Raw genomic sequence first — 22,565 nt, 5'->3', positions numbered from 1 at the left:
TTTTAAGTATAGCATGATTTCACAAACTTATGCAAATCCTTGGTTTTCTCCTTGGTGTTATAATCTTTCTCGTAATATACATTGTGAAAATATTTCTTTTGGCAGAGATGAGGGACTTCTCTATCAAGAAATTCGCATCCGGTTGGAGTCGATGTAACAGGATCTCATCTTAGCGTCGATCACACAGCTGGAAGCGGCGTTCCTTTTGAAGCAACTTTTTCACAGAATCCCTCGTGTAAAAAAGGAATGATAAATGGGTGATTTTAGTATCGATTTTTGAAAAAGGGGATCTGGAAAGAAATGTTATTCAAATAACAGTCTTGTTTTTCAAAAAGTGGGTTTGTTTGCAAAAAAAATCCTGTTTTTATTCGCGAATTAAAATAACGTTGAATGAAATAGCGTTTTTCTGTAGTTTATAGAAATCTTTGTAAATAGAGTGCCATTGAGCAACACCAAAGAGAAAGTGATCAAAAATAATAACGCAGGAAAATAAATGACACGTTTTATTAAACGTAAATTAAAAAAATACAAAACGAAAACAATATCAAAAAATATTAATTTTTGTTAAAATGGGGTACAGGGGGTGTTTTATTGGAATCTCGGAAAATCAAACGTAAGCGTTTAGTGAAACAAAAACGGTCCCTTTTCGTACAAAAAGGATTGGGTATCACAGCAGCGTTAGCATCGACTTCAGGTGTCTTTACGTCTCTTGCTCATGCGACCGAAACGACAAACGCTTCGTCATCAACCAACACAACTGCTACTCTTGCCAGATCGTCAGCTGAAACGGCGATCAATCGACAATTTAAAACAACAGCTTCACTGAATGTTCGTTCAAATGCTTCAACAAGTGCCTCTATCGTAAGTGGCGTAGGAGCAAATACAACAATCACTGCGGTGGCTCAAAAGAACGGTACCTCAGTGAATGGCAATACAACATGGTATAAGCTATCAACAGGCGGCTGGATCTCAGGTGCTTATGTGAAAAGCACCTCAGGCTCTTCTTCTGCCAATACTGGCTCGTCCAATTCGTCGTCTTCATCGGAAAAAGCAATTTCGAAATCAGTGAAAACGACTACTGCATTGAACGTCCGTTCAAATGCAACGACTAGTTCTAGTGTCGTACGTGGACTAGGCAGCAATGCGACGGTGAAAGTCGTTGCACAAAAGAGTGGAACGTCGGTGAATGGCACGACCACTTGGTACAAATTGTCCACAGGCGGTTGGATCACGGCGGCCTATGTCAAAGATGTTTCCAGCAGCTCGACAGGCAATAGTTCTTCTGGCGGCAACACAAGTGTTTCTGCAGAAACGGCTATCAACAAGAACGTGAAAACAACAGCGGCATTGAATGTCCGTTCGAGTGCCTCAACAAGCGGGAGTGTCGTTGGCAGCCTAAGCAACAGCACGACGGTGAAGGTCGTTGCCCAGAAAAATGGCACATCCGTTGGCGGCACCAATGTTTGGTACAAAGTATCGACTGGTGGCTGGATCACAGCGGCATATGTGCGTGACGTCACGTCTAGTTCTGGAAATACAAGTAATAACAATAATTCAAACACAGGTTCAAGCAACACTGGTTCATCAAACGGCTCAAACAATGCGAGTGAGCAAGCTATCAATAAAACGTTCCAAACAACCACTGGTATGAATGTCCGCTCAAATGCATCGACTTCTGCAAGTGTAGTCAGCAGTTTGGGCAGCAATGCTACCTTCAAAGCAGTCGCTCAAAAACAAGGTACGTCAGTCAATGGCAACGCCACTTGGTATAAGTTATCAACGGGTGGCTGGGTATCTGCAGCGTATGTGAAGGAAGTCAGTGCAACGACTCCTGGCAACAATAACAACGCAGGCAATTCCAATGTTCCGATGAGCGTGAACGGAGCAGCGATCGTTGCAGAAGCTAGAAAACATATTGGCACTCCTTATCAATGGGGAGGCAAAGGACCAGATGTCTTCGACTGTTCTGGGTTTACACGTTATGTCTTCTTAAAAGTGACGGGCAAAAACATCGGTGATTGGACAGTCCCACAAGAAAGCGCAGGGACGATCATTCCTGTCTCGCAAGCACAAGCTGGCGACTTGCTGTTCTGGGGTCAAAAAGGGAATACCTACCACGTAGCGATCGCTACCAGTAATACAAGCTATATCCATGCGCCAAGCACGGGTTATACAGTCACCGAAGCACAATCAGGCTTTTCGACTGCTAGCTTCGCTCTACGAGTGAAATAAATGTTTCATTGAATAGGCAAAGGGTTTGTCCTTTGTTAGAAACGCCCCTAAGAAAGCTGCCATCAGTTTTCTTAGGGGCGCTTTTGGGGTTGGGCGCAGATCTTTTTAAAAGGTGGGGCTTTGCCCTGTTTTTTTGACAAAAAGGCCGATTTGTCAAAATCACTTGTTTTTACTAGTACAAATTTTTGTCAAAAAAAATAGTTACTGATACCATAAAAACGTACCAATATTAGGAGGGATCTACATGAGATATACGAACGGAAATTACGAAGCTTTTGCAAGAAGCAGAAAACCGAAAGATGTCGAAAAGAAAGAAGCCTATATTGTTGGTGGGGGATTAGCAGGACTTGCTGCGGCAGTCTTCTTGATCCGTGACGGCCATATGGCGGGTGAGAAAATCCACGTCCTTGAAGAACTTTCTTTATCAGGCGGTTCATTAGACGGAAAATTCATTCCCCATGATGGATTTGTGACCCGCGGCGGTCGAGAAATGGAAAATCATTTTGAGTGTCTGTGGGATCTATTTCGCTCGATTCCATCTTTGGAGGTGGAAGATGCTTCGGTGCTAGATGAGTTTTACTGGTTGGACCACGATGATCCAAATTCGTCTAACTGTCGGATCATCCACAATCGCGGCCAACGAGCAGCAGATGATGGAGAATTTACCTTGTCTGCGACAGCACAAAAAGAATTAACCCAATTATTTATGACTTCAGAAGATCAATTGATCGGGAAAAAAATCGAAGATGTTTTTGGCGAAGAATTCTTTGAATCTAATTTTTGGCTATACTGGTGTACGATGTTCGCCTTTGAAAAATGGCATTCGGCGATTGAAATGCGCCGCTATGTGTTGCGTTTTGTGCACCATATCGATGGCTTGCCTGATTTTACTGCGTTAAAATTTACCCGTTACAACCAGTATGAGTCATTGGTCAAACCACTACTTGCTTATTTGGAAGAACAAGGAGTTGACTTCCAATATGAATGCACCGTCAGCAATATTGATGTTCGGATCGTGGGCGAGGAAAAAGTTGCTCAAAAACTTGTGCTAGAAAAAGCGGGGGCAATCGAAGAAATTCCTTTATCAGAAGATGACTTGGTCTTTGTTACCAACGGATCGATCACTGAAAGTTCCACGCAAGGGGACCATTATACTCCAGCGCCTATCTCAAAAGCACCTGGTGGCAGTTGGCGTTTATGGAAAAACTTGGCGGCGCAATCGCCTGAGTTTGGTCATCCAGAAGTCTTTTATGAAAACTTACCTGAAGAAAGCTGGTTTGTTTCGGCAACCGTGACTTGGCAGAATTTTGATGTGGAACCTTATTTAGAAAAATTGACCCATCGCAAGTTACGAACAGGCAGAATCGTCACTGGCGGGATCATCACCATCAAAGATTCCAATTGGATGATGAGCTTTGCGACCCATCGCCAACCGCACTTTAAAGAACAAAAAGACCAACAAACGATCACATGGGTGTATGGCTTGTTGTCAAATACACCAGGGAACTACATCAAAAAACCAATTGAACAATGTTCTGGACAAGAAATCGTGCAAGAACTGCTTTACCATTTAGGCGTGTCAGAAGCAGAAATCCAACGCATTTCAAAAGAATCAAGTGTGGCAGTTCCAGTCTACATGCCGTTTATCACTTCTTACTTCATGCTGCGTGAACCAGGGGATCGGCCATTGGTTATTCCAAATGGCTCCAAAAACTTAGCTTTTATCGGTAATTTCGCAGAGACTGAACGAGACACTGTTTTTACAACAGAATATTCCGTTCGGACTGCAATGGAGGCTGTTTATCAGCTATTAGATGTGGAACGTGGGGTACCAGAAGTGTTTGCTTCCGCTTATGATCTACGTACTTTGGCCAAAGCTGTCTATTATCTGACCGATAAGAAAAAAATTACGGAAATGGAGCTGCCGTTTATCGAACGGAAACTCTTGGAAGGCTTCGTTAAGAAAACCGAACATACCTACATTGGCGATCTGTTGAAAGAAAACCATTTGATTTAAATAAAACGCAACGACAACGAGGCGAAAGAAGCTGCTCGTTGTCGTTGCGTTTTTTATTTACTTTTTAGCGCAGTTTGAACGAATCATTATTTCTCAGATAAAATCCGAACTTGGATCTCTGTCAAATAAGCTTGCGCGTTGCTAAGGGTCGTTTCGTGGATCGATCGTTCATAGAAGTAGTCATCGATTTGCCATTGGTGCGTCGCAATCAGCTGCTTGAGTTTTTGATAAAACTGTTTCAATCCTTCGTCATCCCCCTGATAAATGGCGGTTAAATAGCATCCTGCTGGTTTCACGAAGGAAGTCCCTTGCGGCTCTTCTTGCCGCACGTAAACGTAGTCGATGTCTTGCGTATCGTCTTTGTTCGTCCGAATCATAAAACCATATTCGTTATTCGAGAAAAGATACGGCTGTGCCATCAAAAGGTCGTAGGCTTGGGTGATCATCTCTGGGATGGAGCTGCCGTTTAATCTAGGACTGAGGGAGAAATATTCCTCTGGCTGTTCCTTCAAGGTAAAGGGGGAAGTTTTTTCTGCAGCCAGGCGCAAATCCGCAGCTTTTCGTTCGATGATTTTTTTGATGTTGGTCAACTGCTGAATTTTTTCATCGATGGTTTGCCGCTTGGCTTCCAATAAGTTTCTCATGGTCTCGGCATCCCCCTGCAGCGCTGTTTGGATCTCTTTTAAGGGCATCGATAATTCTTTCAATGACAGGATCAATCCGAGATCCAAAAGTTGATCAAGGGAATAATACCGATACCCGTTCTCGTCTTTGCTGTTTGGTTGAAATAGCCCAATCTCGTCATAATAGTGGAGTGTCCGAGGATTGATCCGCGCGAAGCGTGCCATTGCCGATACTTTTAATTTGGTTTTCATGAAGATCCTCCTTGACTTTACAGTTACTGTAAACCTTATACTAAGGATAGTCAACTACTGGGAGGAAGATAGAATGAATAAAAAAGTAACGTATCGACCATTTAAACGAGAAGATCTGCCTGCGCTTGTGCAAGTGATTATTGATAGCTGGAACTACGACAAGCAATTTGACAAGAAGACCGCCAAGCACTTTGCTCATGTCTTTTTGTGTTATGAACTTGCCCGTGCGACCTATTCGCGGGTGGCTCTTTTAAATGGTGAAGCTGTCGGCATCTTATTAGCAGACAGTAAAAGAGGAAAGAAGCTTCATCCAATGCGCTATTGGGGGAAAACGATTTGGCATGCTGGCTGCTTAATGCTTACGAAAGAAGGGAGAAATACGCTGTTGCATTATGCCAAGGAGGTGGCTGAGTTAAATCAAGCGATGTTGAAAGATTTACAAACTCCTTTTCAGACCGAAGTTGGTTTGTTTGCCGTTAGTCCCAAAACACAAGGATTGGGTGTAGGCAAGCAGCTCTTTACTTCCTTTTTAGCGATGGTCCAGCAGGAAAAAACGGCTCCGTTTTTCCTTTATACCGATACCACCTGTAATTACGGTTTTTATGAGCATATGGGCTTGAAGCGGGCAGCTGCTGTGAAACGCTGGATCAAAAAACCGATGAAGAAGGAAATCGAGTTTTATATCTATACTTCCTAAGAGTGCAGCGATGCACTCTTTTTTCATTGGCTAGTATGGTAAACTGGAAGCAAAGAAGGTCAAGGAAGCTGTTTTCGTTTTATGGAAACGGCGCTTGTTTTGGTCGAAAGCGATGGCTCAATCCGCTTTCGTAAAAAGGATGGGGAATGGGAAAGGATGGTTTATTTGGAAAAAAAGCAGATAGGGTTTATTTTAAGTGATATTGATGGGACGATCTTGGATCATAAGCATCAAATCGATCTGGATTTGATTGAAGAAATCAAACGATTGAAGCAGCAAGCGATTCCTTTTGTTTTGGCTTCCGCTCGCTCCCCGAAAGGAATGCTACCGATAGCTCAAGAATTAGGGATAGAAGACTGGCCCTTGGCTTGTTACAACGGTGCCCTGATTGGAGGGTACGATCAAAAGGGCACACTGGTACCGATTTTCAGTCATGAGGTCAAAAAAGCAGAAGCAAAAACTTTGGTTGCGCGCATCAAAGCTGATTTTCCTGGTGTTTCTATCAATGTCTACTCTGGTGATCAGTGGTATTGCGAAAGAGTGGACCAATGGGCACGAGCAGAAGCGGCGATCACCAAAGAGACTCCTGTAGAAACTTCATTAGAACAACTGTTGGCACAAGAAGCTTTTGAGGTTCATAAGTTTCTTTTGATCGGCACAACGGCAGAAATCCAAGCGCTCCATGCTGCCTGCCAGAACGCTGGATTTTTAGAAAGCGCCTTTTACTTATCCAAAGAGAATTATTTGGAAGTCACTCATCAAGCTGTGGGAAAAGATAAGGCGCTAAATGAATTGGCGGCCTATTTTCAAGTGCCGCTGGCGCAAACCTTAGCGATTGGCGATAATTTTAACGACCTGCCAATGATTGCTTCAGCTGGTATTGGTGTTGCGATGGAGAATGCGCCCGAATTGGTCAAAGCAAAAGCTGATTTTGTGACGGCTAGCAATACAGATCATGGGGTTACTGATGCGTTGCGACGATTTGTCACAGAATAGATAAAAAAACTAGGTTTTTTGAACAAATTGATTGACTTTCATTTCTACTCTCCTTAAACTTTTAGCTATACCTAAAAAGGTAAGTGTTTGTTGGAAAGAAGGAGAAAAATGAATAAGAAGATCGAGAAGACATTGACCAAATTTGCCGAGCCGTTGGGGCTCTCCGTTGATACTTCCACTGGGGTGATTTATGGAACGTATCATAGTTATAAACTTTTTTTAGTTCAATAGAATAACAATAGTTATTCTCTAGTGGCTCACTTTTCACTTAGCAAAGATGGCGAACTTCCCAACCAAGAAGAAGTCAAAGAAGTTTTAAGTGAGTCAAAAGAGATCATCGACTGTGTGATCCAAGGATATCAAGTTGCCTATACTTTACGCGGAGCGATGACTGCAGGGAAAACTGTGGACAAGTTGCGTACTGCGTTGGACCAGTTGACGAATTTTTTGAAGACCAAAGGCTTCCAAAATGCTTGTACCTTCTGCGGCGCGGTCACTGAGCCGGTTTCGCTGTACGCTATTGGCGGCGCTCCCGTCATTGCCTGTGAAGCTTGCTTTAAGAAACAACAAGAAGCAGTCCTTGCGCAAGAACGGGAAAAAGGGCAGAAAAAAGAAAATTGGTTAGCTGGAACCGTGGGTGCGTTTCTTGGCTCACTGATTGGTGCCGGCGCAATTATTTTATTAGGACAACTGGGGTATGTTGCTGCATTGTCTGGGATCGCGATGGCGATCTGTGCCATCAAAGAGTATGAATTATTAGGTGGAAAACTCAGCACAAAAGGTATTATTAGTAGTATTATCGTCATGATCATCATGGTCTATGTCGGGAATCGTATCGACTGGTCGATCAGTGTAGCGAATTATTACACGGACGTTGATGTCTTCTATGCCTTTCGTATTTTACCTGATTTGATTCGTGAAGGATATTTGGAAGCGAGTCAGTATTACGGGAACTTAGGTCTGGTCTATCTCTTTACGGCGATTGGGGCTGTGCCAACTATTATCGCTACGGTACGAGAGGGGAAAGTGACACGTCAAAGCTATAAAATGGAGTAATCCACGTTTCTATCCAAAGATAAAAAAACACAAAGCGAGATCTTGTTCGCTTTGTGTTTTTTGTTTTTGTGTCATAAATAATAACGTGCAGTGTTAACATAAAAAATAAATAATAATAAAATGAGAAAAATAGCTTGCTTTTATAATTAATATTTATTAAAATCTTATTTACATTCAGAGTTTTGTAATAATTCTGAAAATTTTGGATTTTCATAAGGGGTAGGTAAGATGAAGAAAAAATGGGGATATGGTGTCGTCGCTGTTTGTGGAATCGTATTAGCAGGTTGCTCAACAGGAGGGACATCAAGTACAGGTGAAAGTTCAAGTGGTAGTGGGACAGCAGCTGCCGAACAAATTTTTAATGTTGTGGTTCAACAAGAAATGCCGAGTGCCGATCTATCCTTAGCCACCGATACGATCAGTTTCAGTGCTTTAAATAATGTGTATGAAGGGTTGTACCGCTTAGATGCTGATAGTAAGCCCGAACCAGCAGGTGCCGCCGAATTAGCGGAAGTCAGTGAAGATGGTCTGACCTATAAATTGAAATTACGAGAAGATGCCAAATGGTCAAATGGAGAACCAGTAACAGCAGCGGATTATGTCTTTGGCTGGCAACGCACTGTAAGTGCGGAAACAGGTTCTGAGTATGCGTACTTATTTGCGCCCGTAACCAATGCCGAAGCGATAACAGCAGGTGAAAAAGATGCCTCAGAATTAGGGATCAAAGCAGTCAGTGACTATGAATTAGAAATCACGCTGACGACGCCTACGCCATACTTCCAATACTTATTGGCGTTTCCATCCTTCTTCCCACAAAGCCAAGCAGTTGTAGAAGACAACGGCGATCAATATGCTTCAACAAGCGACAATGCCGTTTACAATGGACCCTTTGTGTTAGCTGGCTTTGATGGGCCAGGAACCGATACAGAATGGTCATATGAAAAGAATGACCAATATTGGGACAAAGAGACGGTGAAACTTGATACCATCAATGTTAGTGTCGTAAAAGAATCATCAACTTCCTTGAATCTATTCCAAGATGGGCAAGCAGACGACGTCATCTTAACAGGAGAATTGGCGCAGCAGATGGCCAATGATGAAGCGTTTGTTTCAGAACCATTAGCCCGTACTTCCTATATCGAGTTGAATCAGCGAGAAGAAGATTCGCCATTCCGCAATGAGGATCTGCGTAAAGCAATCTCTTATGCCATCGATCGTGATGCATTAGTGACATCGATTTTAGGGGACGGTTCATTGGCTTCCACAGGATTGATACCAAAAGGAATGACCTTTAACCCAACTGATAATACTGATTTTGTCGATGAAGCGGAAAGTGTCATTGAATACGATCAAGAAAAGGCCAAAGAACATTGGGAAAAAGCCAAAGAGGCGTTAGGAATCGATTCCTTGAGCTTTGAAATTTTGGCTTCTGATACAGATTCAACCAAAAAGGCCATTGAGTATATTCAAAGTGCGATTCAAGACACGCTGGATGGGGTGAAAGTTAGCCTAAGTCCTGTTCCTTTCTCCGTTCGTTTAGATCGTTCAAACTCAGGTGACTTTGATGTCGTCATGGGTGGTTGGGGAGCTGACTATGCGGATGCTAGCAGCTTTACTGATTTGTTTGTTACCGACAATTCCTACAACCGCGGTCGTTGGACAAGTGAGGAGTACGATACAGCAGTGAAATCGTCTGCCACGACAAACGCTGGCAATCCAGATGCTCGCTGGCAAGACTTGTTAGATGCAGAGAAAATCATTATGGATCAACAAGGGGTCATCCCTGTGTACCAAAACGTTGAAGCTCATTTACGTGCACCAAAAGTAAAAGGGGTCGTATCACACGGTGCTGGTGCGCAATATGACTACAAGTGGGCAGTTATTGAAGAATAAGCGCCTAAAGAAGAAACTGGTTTTGCGTAAGCAAGCCAGTTTTTTTTCTTGGGCTTTGTTCTTACTTACACAATGTTAGTAATGAGAGCGGATGCAATTGTTTATAAAAAAACAAAAAAAGTTGGCAAGGGATCAACGATCGACTTGCCAACCTCGTTTTTTGTTCATCTATTTCACAGAAATCCAGTGAAAGATTATTCGCTAACTGTTACGTCACCTGTTACAGAAGCGCCATCTTCGTCAAGTGTTGCTGAATCTTGGAATTCTTTTGAAGTGAATGTTACGTTACCTTCAACTTTTGCACCGTTCAATACAAAGCCGTTAGCATTCACTTCAACGTCACCTTTGATTACACCGTGAACGATGTTGAAGTTTTCTGAGTTAACGATCAATTTAGGAACAGTTACTGTGTATTCAGCTGTTACGTTGCGGTCTTCATCTTGTGAGTACAATGCAAATTTACGGTAGATATCAGCAGAGTCGTCACCTTTGTCGTGGAATTCGCCATCAACGGTTACATCGTTATCAAATGTCATGTCGCCAGTTACAGCAACGATCCAGTTACCATCTGCGCTCAATGCTTTTTCGATCACTGAAGTTTGGTCACTGATAGAAGCAGTTGAAACAACGTCATCTGATGATTCAGTTGATGCAGCAGTTGAAGCTGCTGTTGATGATGATGAGCTTGCAGCTGTATCGTTATCTGAACTACATGCAGCTAAAAGAGTGCCTCCCATAAGCAATGATGCAGCGATTAAAGTGATTTTAGTTTTTTTCATGTTTCCTTCTCCTTTGTATTCCCATAGTTTTCTTAAAAACAAAATGATTATACCATACCGAGGTGAAGTTTGTGAAACAAAAAACATAAATGAGGAGAAATTTAATAAATAGCAGCCTAGGATTAAAAAAATTTCAAAGAAACTAGGAATAAATGAGTGACGCTTACGAATGAATGAGACATCTTATTCACAAAGAACCCTCCATTATGGAAGAAATGCCCTTCTTCTATAATGGAGGGTCATTACTACATGCGCTTTCGATCCGTCAACTGCTTGAACTTCGATACGATCAAATCCATGATGAACTGATACATAAAAGCATGGGTTTGAAAATGGGTTTGGTGAGGGAAGATGATTGCTTCTTGGACAAAGGGCAGTTCCGAGATCTGTGGATTAGCGGTGATCACGATGACTTTGGCTTTGGTTCGATCGAAGAAATCTTTCCGTGGTGTTCCATTTCGAATTTGCTGTTTCGTTAGGTAGTCACCGGAGTTGGTAAAAATGATAAACAGCGATTCTTCATCAGCGGTCTTGATGATTTCTTCCTGTACAAGATCGTCTTGGAAGGTCCGAATGAACTTGCCGTTGTATGCTAGTTTGATCTGGAAATCAATAGCAGCCGATTCTGAGAATAAAATTCCAAAAGCAAAGACATTTTTATGCGTCACAATGGCTTTTGCGACCCGTTCGATGGCTGGCAGATCAAGATGATGACGCAGATAATCGATGTCTTGTACAACTGCGTCAAAATAGGAGTCTACGCCCTCTTGCTCTAAGGCAGACAAAATATTCGAACGATAATTCAGGGGATTGTTGAAGCGGTTTTCGATAAAGGCAGCGTTGTCTTTTAGATCGCCATAATCATCAAAGCCCAAGGTGCGAGCGAATTTTGAAACGGTTGACTTTGACACATGGCAAAGAGCAGCGAATTCACCAATGCTTAGAGTTTGGATCTGATCATAATGGTTGATCATGGTCAAACCGATATAGTAGTTGGTGGAATCAGTGGGTGCATTATTTAAAAGATTCAATAAACGAATGATTAAGAGGCCCATTTTCTTTCCTTTCTTGTAAGCAGTTTCCAAATTGCGAACTTTCGCAGGTGAGAGAAAAAAATCTGCTATAGTAACGCCATAAAGCGCTTTATAAATCAAACACGGGAGTGAGTCATTTGGCAAAAGATTATTCAAAACTTGCTAGTGAAATTATAGCACAGGTCGGTGGGGAACAAAATATCGTTAGCCTGTATCATTGCATCACTAGATTGCGTTTTAAGTTGAAAGATGTCGAGTTGGCACGAAAAAATAAGGATAAGATTCAGCAGCTTGATGGGGTATTGTCTGTCATTGAAGGAAACGGCCAGTTTCAAGTCGTGATCGGTAATCATGTAGCGGATGTTTTTCAAACGATCATGAGTAAGTATTCGATCCAAAATGCTTTGGAAAGTGATGGGGATGCCGAAGAATCAACAGAAAAACAAGGCAATGTATTTATCCGATTCTTCAATGTATTGTCTGCGATCTTTAATCCAATCATTGTTGCTCTTGCAGGGGCAGGGATGTTGAAAGCTTTGCTAGTTGTTTTTACAACCTATCATTTGATGGATGCGGAAGGAAGCACCTATAAAATATTAGCTGCTGCTGGCAATAGTGTCTTTTATTTCTTGCCTTTATTTTTAGCGATCAGTGCAGCGCGGATTTTCAAAGTCAATATGTTTATTGCTTTAGCAATCGTTGGGGCGTTGCTGGAGCCGAATTTTACAGCAATGGTGACGGAAAACGGTGTGACGGTCGATTTCTTTGGCATCCCAGCTGTGTTGATGGGGTATTCGGGTACCGTGATTCCAGCGATCGTTTCGATCTATATCTACTCGCATTTGGAACGACTACTCAAACGGATCATTCCTAAGAGTATCGAGATTTTTGCTCTATCACTAGTAGCTCTTTTGATCATGGTGCCTTTGACCGTTTTGATCATTGGACCGGTCGGTGTAATGCTTGGAGACGGTTTAGGCAATGCCATGAACTTTATCAGCGACAAGAGCGGGCTGTTGGCTGGCTTGTTGATCGGTGGCGGTTGGACATTCTTAGTAATGATCGGGATCCATTGGGGAGTTGTACCGATCATGGTCAATAACCTAGCGGTATATGGCTATGATACGCTGCGCCCGATGATCGCAGCAGCAACATTTGCGAGTGCTGGGGTTGCTTTAGGTGTATTTTTACGCTCTCGCAGAAAAGAAACCAAAGGCCTGGCGCTATCTTCCTTGCTTCCAGCATTGCTTGGCGGAATTACAGAGCCAATCGTCTATGGACTTTCGGTAAAATTTAAAAAGCCGTTGATTGCTCAAACCATCGTTGGTGCCCTTGCTGGTGCGTTTATGGGAATGATGCAAACCAAGGCCATCGTCTATGTTTTCCCAGCATTGACGACATTGCCAGCTTTCTTTGGGGACACCTTTGTGTACTATTTGATCGGCATTGCCTTTGCGTTCTTCGGTACTGCTATTTTGACCTATGTATTAGGATTTGAAGAAACGCTAGAACCTGTTTTAGAAGAAGGTGCAGGGCTGCAAGTGATGACACCAGTTGCTGGTGAAACGATCACGCTTGATGATGTCAAAGATGAAGTATTTTCTTCTCGAGCAATGGGGGATGGATTAGCCGTTTATCCATCAGCCGGCGATATTTATGCGCCACTTACTGGTACGGTTGTGACAGTTTTTCCAACTGGACATGCTTTTGGGATCCAATCAGCTGCTGGGACGGAAGTGTTGGTGCATATCGGCTTAGACACGGTTGATTTAGCAAAAGGCGTGTTTGAGATTTCGGTGAAACAAGGGGATCAAGTCGTGAAGGGACAAAAAATTGGCACCTTTGACTTAGCAAAAATTATTGAAAAAGGATATGATCCGACAACCATGTTGGTCTTTACCAGTGTGATCAAAGAAGATGCATTGACAGTTGTGGATCAAGCGAAAAAAGACGTTACCGCTTTGGTAGCAAATGATTTATTAAAAGGAGCGATTTCATGAGTGTATTTCCAAAAAATTTCCTATGGGGCGGCGCAATCGCCGCAAATCAAGCCGAAGGAGCTTATTTGGAAGGAGGAAAAGGATTAAGTGTAGCGGATATTTTACCAGTTGGTGAAAAACGTATTGAGCAAGTTTCACTGCAGCTTGAAGAGGATAACTTTTATCCGAGCCATGAAGCCATCGACTTTTATCATCGGTACCCAGAAGACATTGAACTTTTTGCGGAAATGGGCTTGAAGTGTTTGCGTACCTCAATTGCTTGGAGTCGCATTTTTCCGAATGGGGATGAGACGGAACCCAATGAAGCAGGTTTACAATTTTATGATGATTTATTTGATGCCTTGAATGAAAAAGGGATCCAACCAGTTGTTACATTAGCTCATTTTGAGACGCCACTGCATTTGGTGACGAAATATGGTGGTTGGCAAAATCGTGTACTGATCGATTTTTTTGATCGGTATACAAAAGTGGTTTTTGCACGCTACAAAGGGAAAGTGAAATATTGGATGACTTTCAATGAAATCAACCATACCCATACGATCCCGTTACTCGCAGCAGGTATCGATGTATTTTCTTTCGAGACTGAAGAAGAAAAATTACAGGCACTTTATCAAGCAAGTCATAATATGTTTGTTGCAAGTGCCAAAGCAGTTCTGAATGGGAAGGCAGTAGATGAAAACAATCAGATTGGCTGTATGCTGTCACTGAGCCCGATTTACCCTGCAACGTGCAACCCGCAAGATGTTTTTGAATCGTATCAACTGCGCCGTCGTTCCTTGTTCTATAGTGATGTGCAATTGCGAGGCGCCTATCCGGAATACTTCGACCGCATCGTGAAGGATAATCATCTGTTGCTGGACATTACAGAAGAAGATCTAGCGATCATTAAAGCGGGGACCTGCGATTATTTAGGCTTTAGTTTTTACCGCAGCTCATTGCATGAAGCAGGCATGAAAATTTTAGGCAATACTGGCGGATTACTAGGGAAAAAGAATCCTTACCTAAAAGAAACTGCTTGGGAATGGCCGATCGATCCGCTGGCATTACGCTATGTTTGCAGCGAATTGACTGATCGCTATCAAAAACCATTATTTATCGTTGAAAATGGAATTGGTTTAAAGGATGTTGTCAATGAAGATGGATCGATCGTCGATGAAGAACGGATGGCCTATTTAAAAGACCATGTAGAAGCAATGGCGGAATCGATCAAAGATGGCGCAACGATTCTAGGCTATACATGGTGGGGACCGATCGATATCGTTTCTGCGGGGACAGGAGAGATGGAAAAACGATACGGCTTTATCTATGTCGATAAGCAAAATGATGGTAGCGGAGATCTTTCCCGCAAGAAAAAAGCTAGTTTTGCGTATTATCAGCAAGTGATCGCCACGAATGGGGAAGCGTTGGCGTACGAATCATTTTTGAAAGGCGGCAAGTAAAATGAAAAGTTATTTTCCAAAAGATTTCCTCTGGGGAGGAGCAACGGCTGCCAACCAAGTTGAAGGAGGTTCTGGAATCGATGGAAAAGGCTTGTCGGTTTCTGATGTCTATCTATTCGATTCCTCAATGCCGAAAGAACGATGGACTGACCAATGGCATATGATGACTCATCAGCAAGTTGCAGAAGCACAGGATCCAAACAGCACGAAATACTATCCGAAAAGACAGGGAATCGATTTTTATCATCACTTTAAAGAAGATATTCGTTTATTTGCTGAGATGGGCTTCAAAGCCTATCGGATGTCAATTGCCTGGACACGGATCTTTCCAAAGGGGGATGAGGTAAAGCCAAACGAAGCTGGATTGGCATTTTACGACGCAGTCTTTGATGAGTGTTTGAAGTATGGGATCGAACCAGTGGTATCACTATCCCATTATGAGATGCCTTTGTATTTAGTGACTGAGTATGGAGGATGGCCAAACCGGCAAGTGATCGACTTTTATGTCCGTTTTGCCAAGACGGTGATTGAGCGATACCAAAAGAAAGTCAAATACTGGGTGACTTTTAATGAAATCAATTGTGTCAAACACCATCCATATGTTAGTGTCGGGATCATTGAAGAAGGTCATCCTAATATTGAACAAGACAAGTACCAAGGGGCGCACCATCAATTTGTCGCCAGCGCAATCGTGACTGACTATTGCCATCGATTGATTCCCAATGCCAAGGTCGGCTGCATGATCAGCTATCAATTATTAACGCCGTACAGCTGTGATCCAGACGATGTCCAAAAAACAGTTGAAAGTCAACGAACCTCACTCTTTTTCAGTGATGTGCAGGCAAGAGGCTATTATCCAGCATATGCCAACCGCATGTTTGAAGAAAAAGGAGTGGAATTGGTGATCGAACCAGGAGACTTAGAAGTCATCCGAGAAAACCCGGTTGATTTTGTTTCATTTAGTTACTATATGTCCAGTGCAGTCAGCGCACATCCAGAACGATTGGAAAGTGCTGTCGGGAATCTGATCACTGGTGGGATTAAAAATCCCTATTTGCCAAGCAGTAAATGGGGCTGGCAGATCGATCCCAAAGGGTTGCGAACAGCATTGAATCAACTCTATGACCGCTACCAAAAACCTTTGTTTATTGCCGAAAACGGTTTGGGAGCAGAAGATGTCGTAAACGAAGATGGCACCATCGATGATTTTTATCGAATCGACTATCTGCGTCAGCATATTGAACAAATCAATGAAGCGTTGCATGATGGCGTCGAGGTCTTTGGCTATACGGCATGGGGCTGTATCGATATCATTAGTGCCTCAACCTCACAAATGTCGAAACGTTATGGCTTTATCTATGTTGACCAAGACGATGAAGGCAATGGCACAAAGAAACGCATCAAGAAAGCGTCATTTGATTGGTACAAAAAAGTAATTGCTTCAAACGGCGCAACTCTTTGATTTTTGATTCTTCCAGATAAAGCAATTGCTAGGTTTAATCATAAGGTTTCTTAACAATTTACCTTTTTATCAAGAAAAAAAGCCAACTTTATTTGCTATTTTATTTTAACCATGCTATGATGAATAGGTAAAGTTCTGATATGTTAATACTTGTTTATCTTTTCTATTGATACACACTTCAATTACACATCATTTTCTATTACAAACAAATAAACACAGTCGATGTGTAATATGGAGGTATACGTTTATGAATAACGGTACAGTAAAATGGTTTAATGCAGATAAAGGTTTTGGATTTATTACAGGTGAAGACGGCAATGATGTATTTGCTCACTTCTCAGCTATCCAAGGCGACGGCTTCAAAACTTTAGAAGAAGGTCAAGCAGTGACTTTCGACGTTGAAGAAGGCCAACGTGGCTTACAAGCAACAAACATCGTTAAAGGTTAATTGACGTTAACAAGCGAGAATCCATTGGGTTCTCGCTTTTTTTTGCTTTAATTTACATAATTATTGAAATGGATAGGGTTTTGATGATCTGCTACAAGAGAATAGTTGCAGGTTTTGAGGACCTGACATGGTAAATAGTACATCTTTGATTTCACTATTCAACTAGCCCTAAGCGTTGCGGTTTACTTACCTATGATTTCTCATTCGATGATAAGCGTATAAAAAGAAAGAGGGGCTGTATACCGTATTCAATAAATTAATAAAGTGGTTGAATAGGTTTAGTGGCGTTGCTACCATTAAAGCGAAACATGCTACGATTCAATATATGGTACCCCGTACTTATACAAGAGTAATCGATGTGAAAGATCGATATTTCTTATTCGTTTCATCGATATTGTCTTGAATGAATTGTAAAAGTAGAATATATTGGTACAAATTAGCTGCTTTTTTTATTGGAGATGGGAACAAAGATGATTACATTTCGAGGGAGATTTATATGAAGCCAAAAGAAATACTTTGCCAATGGGTTGATGCGTTTAATCAGGCAGATGTAGAATGTATTTCAGAATTATATGATGAGAATGCAATAAACCACCAGGTTGCTAATGAGCCAGTTGTTGGGAAACAAGCGATCAAGCAGATGTTTGAGCAAGATTTTTCTAACGCAAAAATGGTTTGTATCGTTGAGAACATTTTCGAAGATGGACAATGGGCAATTTTAGAGTGGCGTGACCCCTTAGGTTTGAGAGGTTGCGGTTTTTTTCAAATAGTAAATGATAAAATTTTATTTCAAAGAGGCTACTGGGATAAATTATCTTTCTTAAAACAGCACGACTTGCCTATTGAATAAAAGGAATTCCCTTATAGGAATGGTTAGCAGATATGCATGACAGGAAGGTTAATCGCTTCACGTAAAATTCTTAAAGGAGCAACACTGTTTGAAAACAATACCTTTTGTTTTAAGTAATGATTAAGAATAAGTTAGTTTACTTCCGTCGGCGCCTAGTTGCGTGGTATAGTTATTGATAAGCGACAAATATTTTTGTACCACACGTTACTTGTTTTGAAGAAATTTATTCAAACCTGGCGTAACTTCAGAGTTACAAGGATACAATAGAGGTTAGGGATTGTATCGTTTAAATGAGAAATAAATAATAGTAGTAATAGTATGCTGCACTTTCAAAGAATAAATATTGACTCGTCAGATAGCCTTCTCGTTTACCCAAACGAGAGGGCTATCGTTCATTAGAAAAGAAAAAGTGTCTTTTTCCTAAAAGAAAGGAAGAAGACACTTTTTGGCTTTATTCTGCTGTGAGGGGGATCGTCAGCTTGCGATCATCGGTTTGATCGTCCAGCATTGAATCGACATATTGCTTCAAAAAGTAAGAATAGGTCGCTAACCACTGATACTCCTTGGAGTCTTTGATAGCAGCTTTTTCTTCGGCTGAGTAAGTATCATTGCCAGTAAAAAGGGCAGTGTTCAGCTTCGTGACAAACGTACAAAGTTTTGTCATCTGGGCATCTGACAGTTCAGACACTGCGGACAATTGGTCACGGACCAGTTGGTCGGTGTCTTTTTCAAAAATACTTTTCTGGTAGTTTTGATAGTTCAGCAACTGTTCATCAGTTTGCTTCGTTTCAGCCGCCCAAGCATCGAGATCAATCTGGCGTGCTTCGTAGTTGATTTCCTTGTCAGAAAGAGAAAGGACGCCGTAGCCTAATTCTGCCGTTGAATAAGACCCAGTGACTGCTTCATAAAGCGAATCATTCCCTTCGTTAATGTCTTGAATGTGGATATGACCAGAGAAAACGGCTGGCACGTTGAAGCGTTCCAACAAAGCGACAGTCTCAGAGGCGTTGTCAAGAACATAACCGTCTTGTAAGAGTTCATTATGACCGAACAAGTTATGGTGCAAAAAGACCAGTGGTACTTGCTCCGCTTCTTTCGTCAGGGTTAATTGCTCCTCCAACCAAGTTAGAGTAGCCGGTTTCAACTCACCATTCGTAGTAGGATCATCCCAATTAACCTCAGAATCGTAGATACATGAATCGAGCAAAAAGAGACGATACTTGTCGTTTAACTGAATGCTGTAGCTAAGGGAAGACTTGTCGATAATGTTGGCTTTTTCGTAACCTTCAGCAAAAATCGTTTGAAAATCCTCAGGACTGATTTGATCTGCGTAGTATTCCTTTTCACCTTTAAATGCTCGCGCCCAACCATTGTAAATCTCGTGGTTGCCAGGTAATGCTAAAACCATAATGTCAGCTTCTTGCAATGGTTCAAGCAATCTTGCCAACTCTTGAGCACTTGCTTTCTCGCCATTGAGCGTCATATCACCGGTCAAAATAATTCCCGTGGGTTTCTCTTTTAAGGCTTGAGCGGTGAAGGCCTCGATCGATTGTTCTTGATACGTCATCTCTTTGCCAGCAGCTCCCTTTGTGAAGGTCTGAAAGGCTGCGCCGTTATCATGGAGCGTGGAGGAAAGAAAATGAATATCACTTAAGAGCCAAAACTCACTGTTGCTCGCCTGTTGCAATGGAGTATCGGCTTCATGCACCTTACGAAATTGAAAGAATAACAGGAAACAGGTGACAAAAAGTGTAAGTAGTGCCAATGGCCAAAACCATTTTTTGTGTGTACGAATCGCGATTCCCTCCTCGCTTGTTTTATTTATTATAGAAAGGAATAGGGATCTTGTCACATAAATGGTCTTTTTTTGAATGATTTCTTGTTTTCATAGTTTTTCTTAATAAAATAATCGTGATCAAGTTATAATCCTTGAATAATTAGCCTTAATTTTGATAAAGATAACATGAATTGAATTTATTTTAGATGATGAAAATGAAAAGAAAATGCGGTAATTTATTCAGAAACGTTGATTTAACGGTCTTTAATTGTCATGTTATTTATCGTTGAGATAAAGGGAGTGTTAGATTGAAACATTTTTGTAACATTTCCTTTATCTGTGTGTCATATCATTATGGTAGAATTCATTTGTCGTTAAATCGAACATTAAACTTTCTTAGACAAAATTAAGTTTTTATAAAGGCAGTTCATCTGTCAAATCAACCAGCTAGTCGGAGGAAAAACGAGTGAAGAATAGTTTGTTATCAGCATTAATGGTGTGTTCACTAACATTAACAGCAGTTGCAGCACCTGCATTAGCATTTGCAGATTCCATTGATGATCAAATCGAGCAGCAAGACCAAAAAATCAATTCTCTTAAAGGTCAGCAAGCTGACGCCCAATCACAAATCGATTCTCTAGAAGCAGAAATTGAAACAGTGAGTGCAAAAGTTGCTTCATTAGAAGCGAAACAAGTTGAGTTAGGTCAAGAAGCTGAGAAATTGCAAGACAAAATCGCAACATTGAAATTGCGTATTGCCAAACGTGAAGAAGCAATCCAAAAGCAAGCCCGTGATGTACAAGTTAACGGTCAAAGCACCAATTTCATTGATGCTGTTTTAGAAGCAGATTCTTTAACGGATGTTATCGGTCGCGTACAAGCGATGACAACGATCGTCAATGCAAACAATGATTTAGTTGAACAACAAAAACAAGACAAACAAGATGTTGAAGACAAAGTCAAAGAAAACGAAAGCAAGATCCAAGAAGTTGCTGCGAACCAAGCAGAACTTAGCCAACAAAGAGATGCCATCGCAGCAAAACAAGCTGACTTAAATGTCTTGAAAGCAAACTTAGCAGCAGAACAAGCGACTGCTGAAAAAGACAAAGATGCATTGAATAAGAAAAAACAAGAAGCGGAAGCTGAAAAAGCACGTATCTTGAAAGAACAACAAGAAGCTGCTGCTGCTCAAAAAGCAGAAGAAGAAAGACAAGCTGCTGCTTTGAAAGAAGCACAACAAGAAGCTGCTGCTCAATCAACTGAAAGCACGACAGAGAATACAACAGCTTCTACTGAAACAGCAACAAGTAGTTCTTCAAGCAACACAAGCTCAAGCAATACCAGCAGTTCTAACAGCTCAAGTTCATCGAACGCAGGCTCTTCAAACACTGGTTCAAGCAATTCAAGCTCAAGTAACTCAGATTCAAACTCTTCATCAAACAATAATTCTACAGGAAGTATTTCTACTGGCGGTGGAAAAGATCATTCAAGCTCAGGTAACATGTATGCTTGGGGTCAATGTACTTGGTACGTGAAAAACCGCGCTCCTTGGGTAGGTACTTACTGGGGTAATGGTGCACAATGGGGTGCGTCAGCTGCAGCTGATGGATACACTGTCAATGGTACACCAGCAGCCGGTGCCGTTGTAGTCTTTGCCGCTGATCAATCAGTTGGTGGCGAATGGACTGCTGATCCAACTTATGGACACGTAGCCTATGTTGAATCATACAACCCATCAAACAATACCATCACAATCTCTCAAGGCGGAATGGGCTTTGACAGTCCTGGTGGACCAAACACTGCAACAATGAGCGCATCTGGATATACTTACATCCATCGCTAATCAATTCAAAAGCAAAGCATCAACGCAATCGCGTTGATGCTTTTTTATTTGATCGATAGCTTTCTAAATCAGTCAGATAAGAGAACTACTCAGAGAGGCAAGACAGGGTTCTCTCAAATCTTATCAAGATTCTATAGAAAATAGGAGGTTTTTCGGGCTCTTTGTCAATAAGGACTGATGAGTTGTGCAAAATCAAATCTGGGTCAGAATGAACCACATTCTGGCTCAGATTTTTTGTTATCTTACATTGATTAATTGATTGATCAAAAAGATTCTAATTCTCATGTTCTCGAATGATTTAAATCCGTAGGATACTCGTTTCATTGTCTTTATGTGGGTATTCTTCGCTTCAATTTTTCCATTGGAATAAGGATAGATCATTGCGTTGGTGATACCTTCTTCATAGGTCAGAAGGTTTTGAAGCTTCTCCCGAAAGCCGTCATCTAACGTTTCGGGAAGTTCTGCCAATAAGGAGAAAAATAAGTCAGGGTCTTTGTCTCGAAAGGCTTCAACTAATTCATGAAAAAAGGGATACGCCTCCTTTAGGGGCGCAGAAAACTCAAGCAATCGATCAATCATCATTGCTTCAGTGAGAAATGGGTATTTTGGTGCTCGGAAACTTTTCCATGTTTTGTACTCATAATGGTTGATGCTTGCACGATTTTTTAGCAAAAAGCGCCAGTTCTTTTTCAGTTTTTCTGCCTGGCTTTTCTGTCCTGCTTTACGAAGTTCATTCATTTCACGGATACGCAACTCATTGAACGCTTGATTCATGTGATTGACAATATGAAACCGATCAATCACTATTTTCGCATTTGGCAGAACACGTTTGGTGAGCTGGAAGTAGGCAGCGTTCATGTCTGTAACCAAGAATTCTACTTCTTCTGGATTGGTACAACCTAAGAAATAGCTTGTTAATCGGGGTAATTTACGCGTAGGCAAAACATCTATTAATTTTCCTGTTTCGCCATCTGCACAAATAAAGCTCATCTTATCTTCTATGGAAGTGTGCGAACGAAATTCATCAACCATCAATACTCTGGGGAGAATCTTCTTAGACTGCTTTGGCAAATAGCTTTTAAACTCTTTTAATGTACGAATAACGGTGGTCAAAGATACCTGACAGCTTTTCGCAATAAAAGATAAAGATACTTTTTCAGTCAGTAA

The 22,565-nt window shown here is 41.5% G+C and carries 18 protein-coding genes; 13 read left to right on the top strand and 5 right to left on the bottom strand.

All coding sequences use genetic code 11. The features are described from left to right. The first annotated feature begins 591 nt into the window (after positions 1-591). Both ACI3E5_RS13510 and ACI3E5_RS13505 read left to right on the top strand, forming a co-directional pair. A complete protein-coding gene (locus ACI3E5_RS13510) occupies positions 592-2,232 on the top strand; it encodes a C40 family peptidase (protein ID WP_060792891.1) in 1,641 nt (546 codons plus the stop codon). A 244-nt stretch (positions 2,233-2,476) separates the two neighbouring features. Next, the gene (locus tag ACI3E5_RS13505) at positions 2,477-4,249 is read left to right on the top strand and encodes an oleate hydratase (protein ID WP_060792890.1); all 1,773 of its coding nucleotides are present in this window, start codon (positions 2,477-2,479) and stop codon (positions 4,247-4,249) included. 86 nt (positions 4,250-4,335) lie between these two features. Here the strand turns inward: ACI3E5_RS13505 and ACI3E5_RS13500 are convergent, their stop codons facing one another. Further along, on the bottom strand, positions 4,336-5,124 hold the full coding sequence (locus ACI3E5_RS13500) for a MerR family transcriptional regulator (RefSeq protein ID WP_498821918.1): 789 nt from the start codon (positions 5,122-5,124) through the stop codon (positions 4,336-4,338). 73 nt (positions 5,125-5,197) lie between these two features. On the opposite strand from ACI3E5_RS13500, the gene ACI3E5_RS13495 reads away from it, so the two are divergent. The 5 genes from ACI3E5_RS13495 to ACI3E5_RS13475 all read left to right on the top strand — a co-directional run bounded on the left by ACI3E5_RS13495 (position 5,198) and on the right by ACI3E5_RS13475 (position 9,766). Further along, on the top strand, positions 5,198-5,821 hold the full coding sequence (locus ACI3E5_RS13495; RefSeq protein ID WP_060792888.1) for an N-acetyltransferase: 624 nt from the start codon (positions 5,198-5,200) through the stop codon (positions 5,819-5,821). A 156-nt stretch (positions 5,822-5,977) separates the two neighbouring features. Next, the gene (locus ACI3E5_RS13490; protein WP_034858307.1) at positions 5,978-6,817 is read left to right on the top strand and encodes a Cof-type HAD-IIB family hydrolase; all 840 of its coding nucleotides are present in this window, start codon (positions 5,978-5,980) and stop codon (positions 6,815-6,817) included. Between the two features lie 108 nt (positions 6,818-6,925). Beyond that, entirely contained in the window at positions 6,926-7,048 is a 123-nt protein-coding gene (locus tag ACI3E5_RS13485; RefSeq protein WP_498821919.1) for a hypothetical protein, read from the top strand. A 21-nt stretch (positions 7,049-7,069) separates the two neighbouring features. Continuing rightward, positions 7,070-7,873, top strand: coding sequence for a hypothetical protein (locus tag ACI3E5_RS13480; protein ID WP_498821921.1), 804 nt, complete (start codon positions 7,070-7,072; stop codon positions 7,871-7,873). Between the two features lie 228 nt (positions 7,874-8,101). After that, on the top strand, positions 8,102-9,766 hold the full coding sequence (locus ACI3E5_RS13475; RefSeq protein WP_060792886.1) for a peptide ABC transporter substrate-binding protein: 1,665 nt from the start codon (positions 8,102-8,104) through the stop codon (positions 9,764-9,766). A 194-nt stretch (positions 9,767-9,960) separates the two neighbouring features. Here ACI3E5_RS13475 and ACI3E5_RS13470 read toward each other — a convergent pair whose 3' ends face one another. Further along, on the bottom strand, positions 9,961-10,545 hold the full coding sequence (locus tag ACI3E5_RS13470; RefSeq protein WP_010747631.1) for a polymer-forming cytoskeletal protein: 585 nt from the start codon (positions 10,543-10,545) through the stop codon (positions 9,961-9,963). 245 nt (positions 10,546-10,790) lie between these two features. Beyond that, positions 10,791-11,600: a MurR/RpiR family transcriptional regulator gene (locus ACI3E5_RS13465; RefSeq protein WP_015509153.1), complete on the bottom strand. Its 810-nt coding sequence runs from the start codon at positions 11,598-11,600 to the stop codon at positions 10,791-10,793. A gap of 107 nt (positions 11,601-11,707) precedes the next feature. On the opposite strand from ACI3E5_RS13465, the gene ACI3E5_RS13460 reads away from it, so the two are divergent. The 5 genes from ACI3E5_RS13460 (at position 11,708) to ACI3E5_RS13440 (ending at position 17,778) form a co-directional block, all read left to right on the top strand. Then, complete coding sequence (locus tag ACI3E5_RS13460) at positions 11,708-13,579, top strand: beta-glucoside-specific PTS transporter subunit IIABC (protein ID WP_081091758.1); 1,872 nt, start codon at positions 11,708-11,710, stop codon at positions 13,577-13,579. Further along, a complete protein-coding gene (locus ACI3E5_RS13455) occupies positions 13,576-15,018 on the top strand; it encodes a family 1 glycosylhydrolase (RefSeq protein WP_498821923.1) in 1,443 nt (480 codons plus the stop codon). Before ACI3E5_RS13460 ends, ACI3E5_RS13455 begins: the two co-directional genes overlap by 4 nt. A gap of 1 nt (position 15,019) precedes the next feature. Further along, a complete protein-coding gene (locus tag ACI3E5_RS13450; RefSeq protein ID WP_081117307.1) occupies positions 15,020-16,480 on the top strand; it encodes a glycoside hydrolase family 1 protein in 1,461 nt (486 codons plus the stop codon). Positions 16,481-16,727: 247 nt separating this feature from the next. Beyond that, positions 16,728-16,928: a cold-shock protein gene (locus ACI3E5_RS13445; RefSeq protein WP_005225331.1), complete on the top strand. Its 201-nt coding sequence runs from the start codon at positions 16,728-16,730 to the stop codon at positions 16,926-16,928. A 496-nt stretch (positions 16,929-17,424) separates the two neighbouring features. Beyond that, on the top strand, positions 17,425-17,778 hold the full coding sequence (locus tag ACI3E5_RS13440) for a nuclear transport factor 2 family protein (RefSeq protein ID WP_060792883.1): 354 nt from the start codon (positions 17,425-17,427) through the stop codon (positions 17,776-17,778). A gap of 451 nt (positions 17,779-18,229) precedes the next feature. On the opposite strand, the gene ACI3E5_RS13435 is transcribed toward ACI3E5_RS13440, so the two are convergent. After that, a complete protein-coding gene (locus ACI3E5_RS13435; RefSeq protein WP_498855878.1) occupies positions 18,230-19,630 on the bottom strand; it encodes a metallophosphoesterase in 1,401 nt (466 codons plus the stop codon). A 391-nt stretch (positions 19,631-20,021) separates the two neighbouring features. On the opposite strand from ACI3E5_RS13435, the gene ACI3E5_RS13430 reads away from it, so the two are divergent. Continuing rightward, positions 20,022-21,398 carry a CHAP domain-containing protein gene (locus ACI3E5_RS13430; protein ID WP_498821927.1) on the top strand — a complete coding sequence of 459 codons (1,377 nt, stop codon included), beginning with the start codon at positions 20,022-20,024 and terminating at the stop codon, positions 21,396-21,398. A 237-nt stretch (positions 21,399-21,635) separates the two neighbouring features. Here the strand turns inward: ACI3E5_RS13430 and ACI3E5_RS13425 are convergent. Continuing rightward, positions 21,636-22,565: ISL3 family transposase (locus ACI3E5_RS13425; RefSeq protein ID WP_428207897.1), on the bottom strand; the 930-nt coding region annotated here is incomplete at its 5' end.

Source organism: Candidatus Enterococcus avicola (assembly GCF_047470845.1).
Lineage (GTDB): Bacteria > Bacillota > Bacilli > Lactobacillales > Enterococcaceae > Enterococcus_D > Enterococcus_D casseliflavus.
Note: the sequence above shows the minus strand (reverse complement) of the source record. Positions and strands in the feature narration are given on the sequence as shown.

Bases quoted from the DNA above. Each gene is read 5' to 3' on its own strand.
- ACI3E5_RS13455 (WP_498821923.1), top strand. From the start codon at position 13,576: ATGAGTGTATTTCCAAAAAATTTCCTATGGGGCGGCGCAATCGCCGCA.
- ACI3E5_RS13495 (WP_060792888.1), top strand. From the start codon at position 5,198: ATGAATAAAAAAGTAACGTATCGACCATTTAAACGAGAAGATCTGCCT.
- ACI3E5_RS13440 (WP_060792883.1), top strand. From the start codon at position 17,425: ATGAAGCCAAAAGAAATACTTTGCCAATGGGTTGATGCGTTTAATCAG.
- ACI3E5_RS13485 (WP_498821919.1), top strand. From the start codon at position 6,926: ATGAATAAGAAGATCGAGAAGACATTGACCAAATTTGCCGAGCCGTTG.
- ACI3E5_RS13500 (WP_498821918.1), bottom strand. From the start codon at position 5,124: ATGAAAACCAAATTAAAAGTATCGGCAATGGCACGCTTCGCGCGGATC.
- ACI3E5_RS13475 (WP_060792886.1), top strand. From the start codon at position 8,102: ATGAAGAAAAAATGGGGATATGGTGTCGTCGCTGTTTGTGGAATCGTA.
- ACI3E5_RS13465 (WP_015509153.1), bottom strand. From the start codon at position 11,600: ATGGGCCTCTTAATCATTCGTTTATTGAATCTTTTAAATAATGCACCC.
- ACI3E5_RS13470 (WP_010747631.1), bottom strand. From the start codon at position 10,545: ATGAAAAAAACTAAAATCACTTTAATCGCTGCATCATTGCTTATGGGA.
- ACI3E5_RS13490 (WP_034858307.1), top strand. From the start codon at position 5,978: ATGGTTTATTTGGAAAAAAAGCAGATAGGGTTTATTTTAAGTGATATT.
- ACI3E5_RS13445 (WP_005225331.1), top strand. From the start codon at position 16,728: ATGAATAACGGTACAGTAAAATGGTTTAATGCAGATAAAGGTTTTGGA.
- ACI3E5_RS13450 (WP_081117307.1), top strand. From the start codon at position 15,020: ATGAAAAGTTATTTTCCAAAAGATTTCCTCTGGGGAGGAGCAACGGCT.
- ACI3E5_RS13505 (WP_060792890.1), top strand. From the start codon at position 2,477: ATGAGATATACGAACGGAAATTACGAAGCTTTTGCAAGAAGCAGAAAA.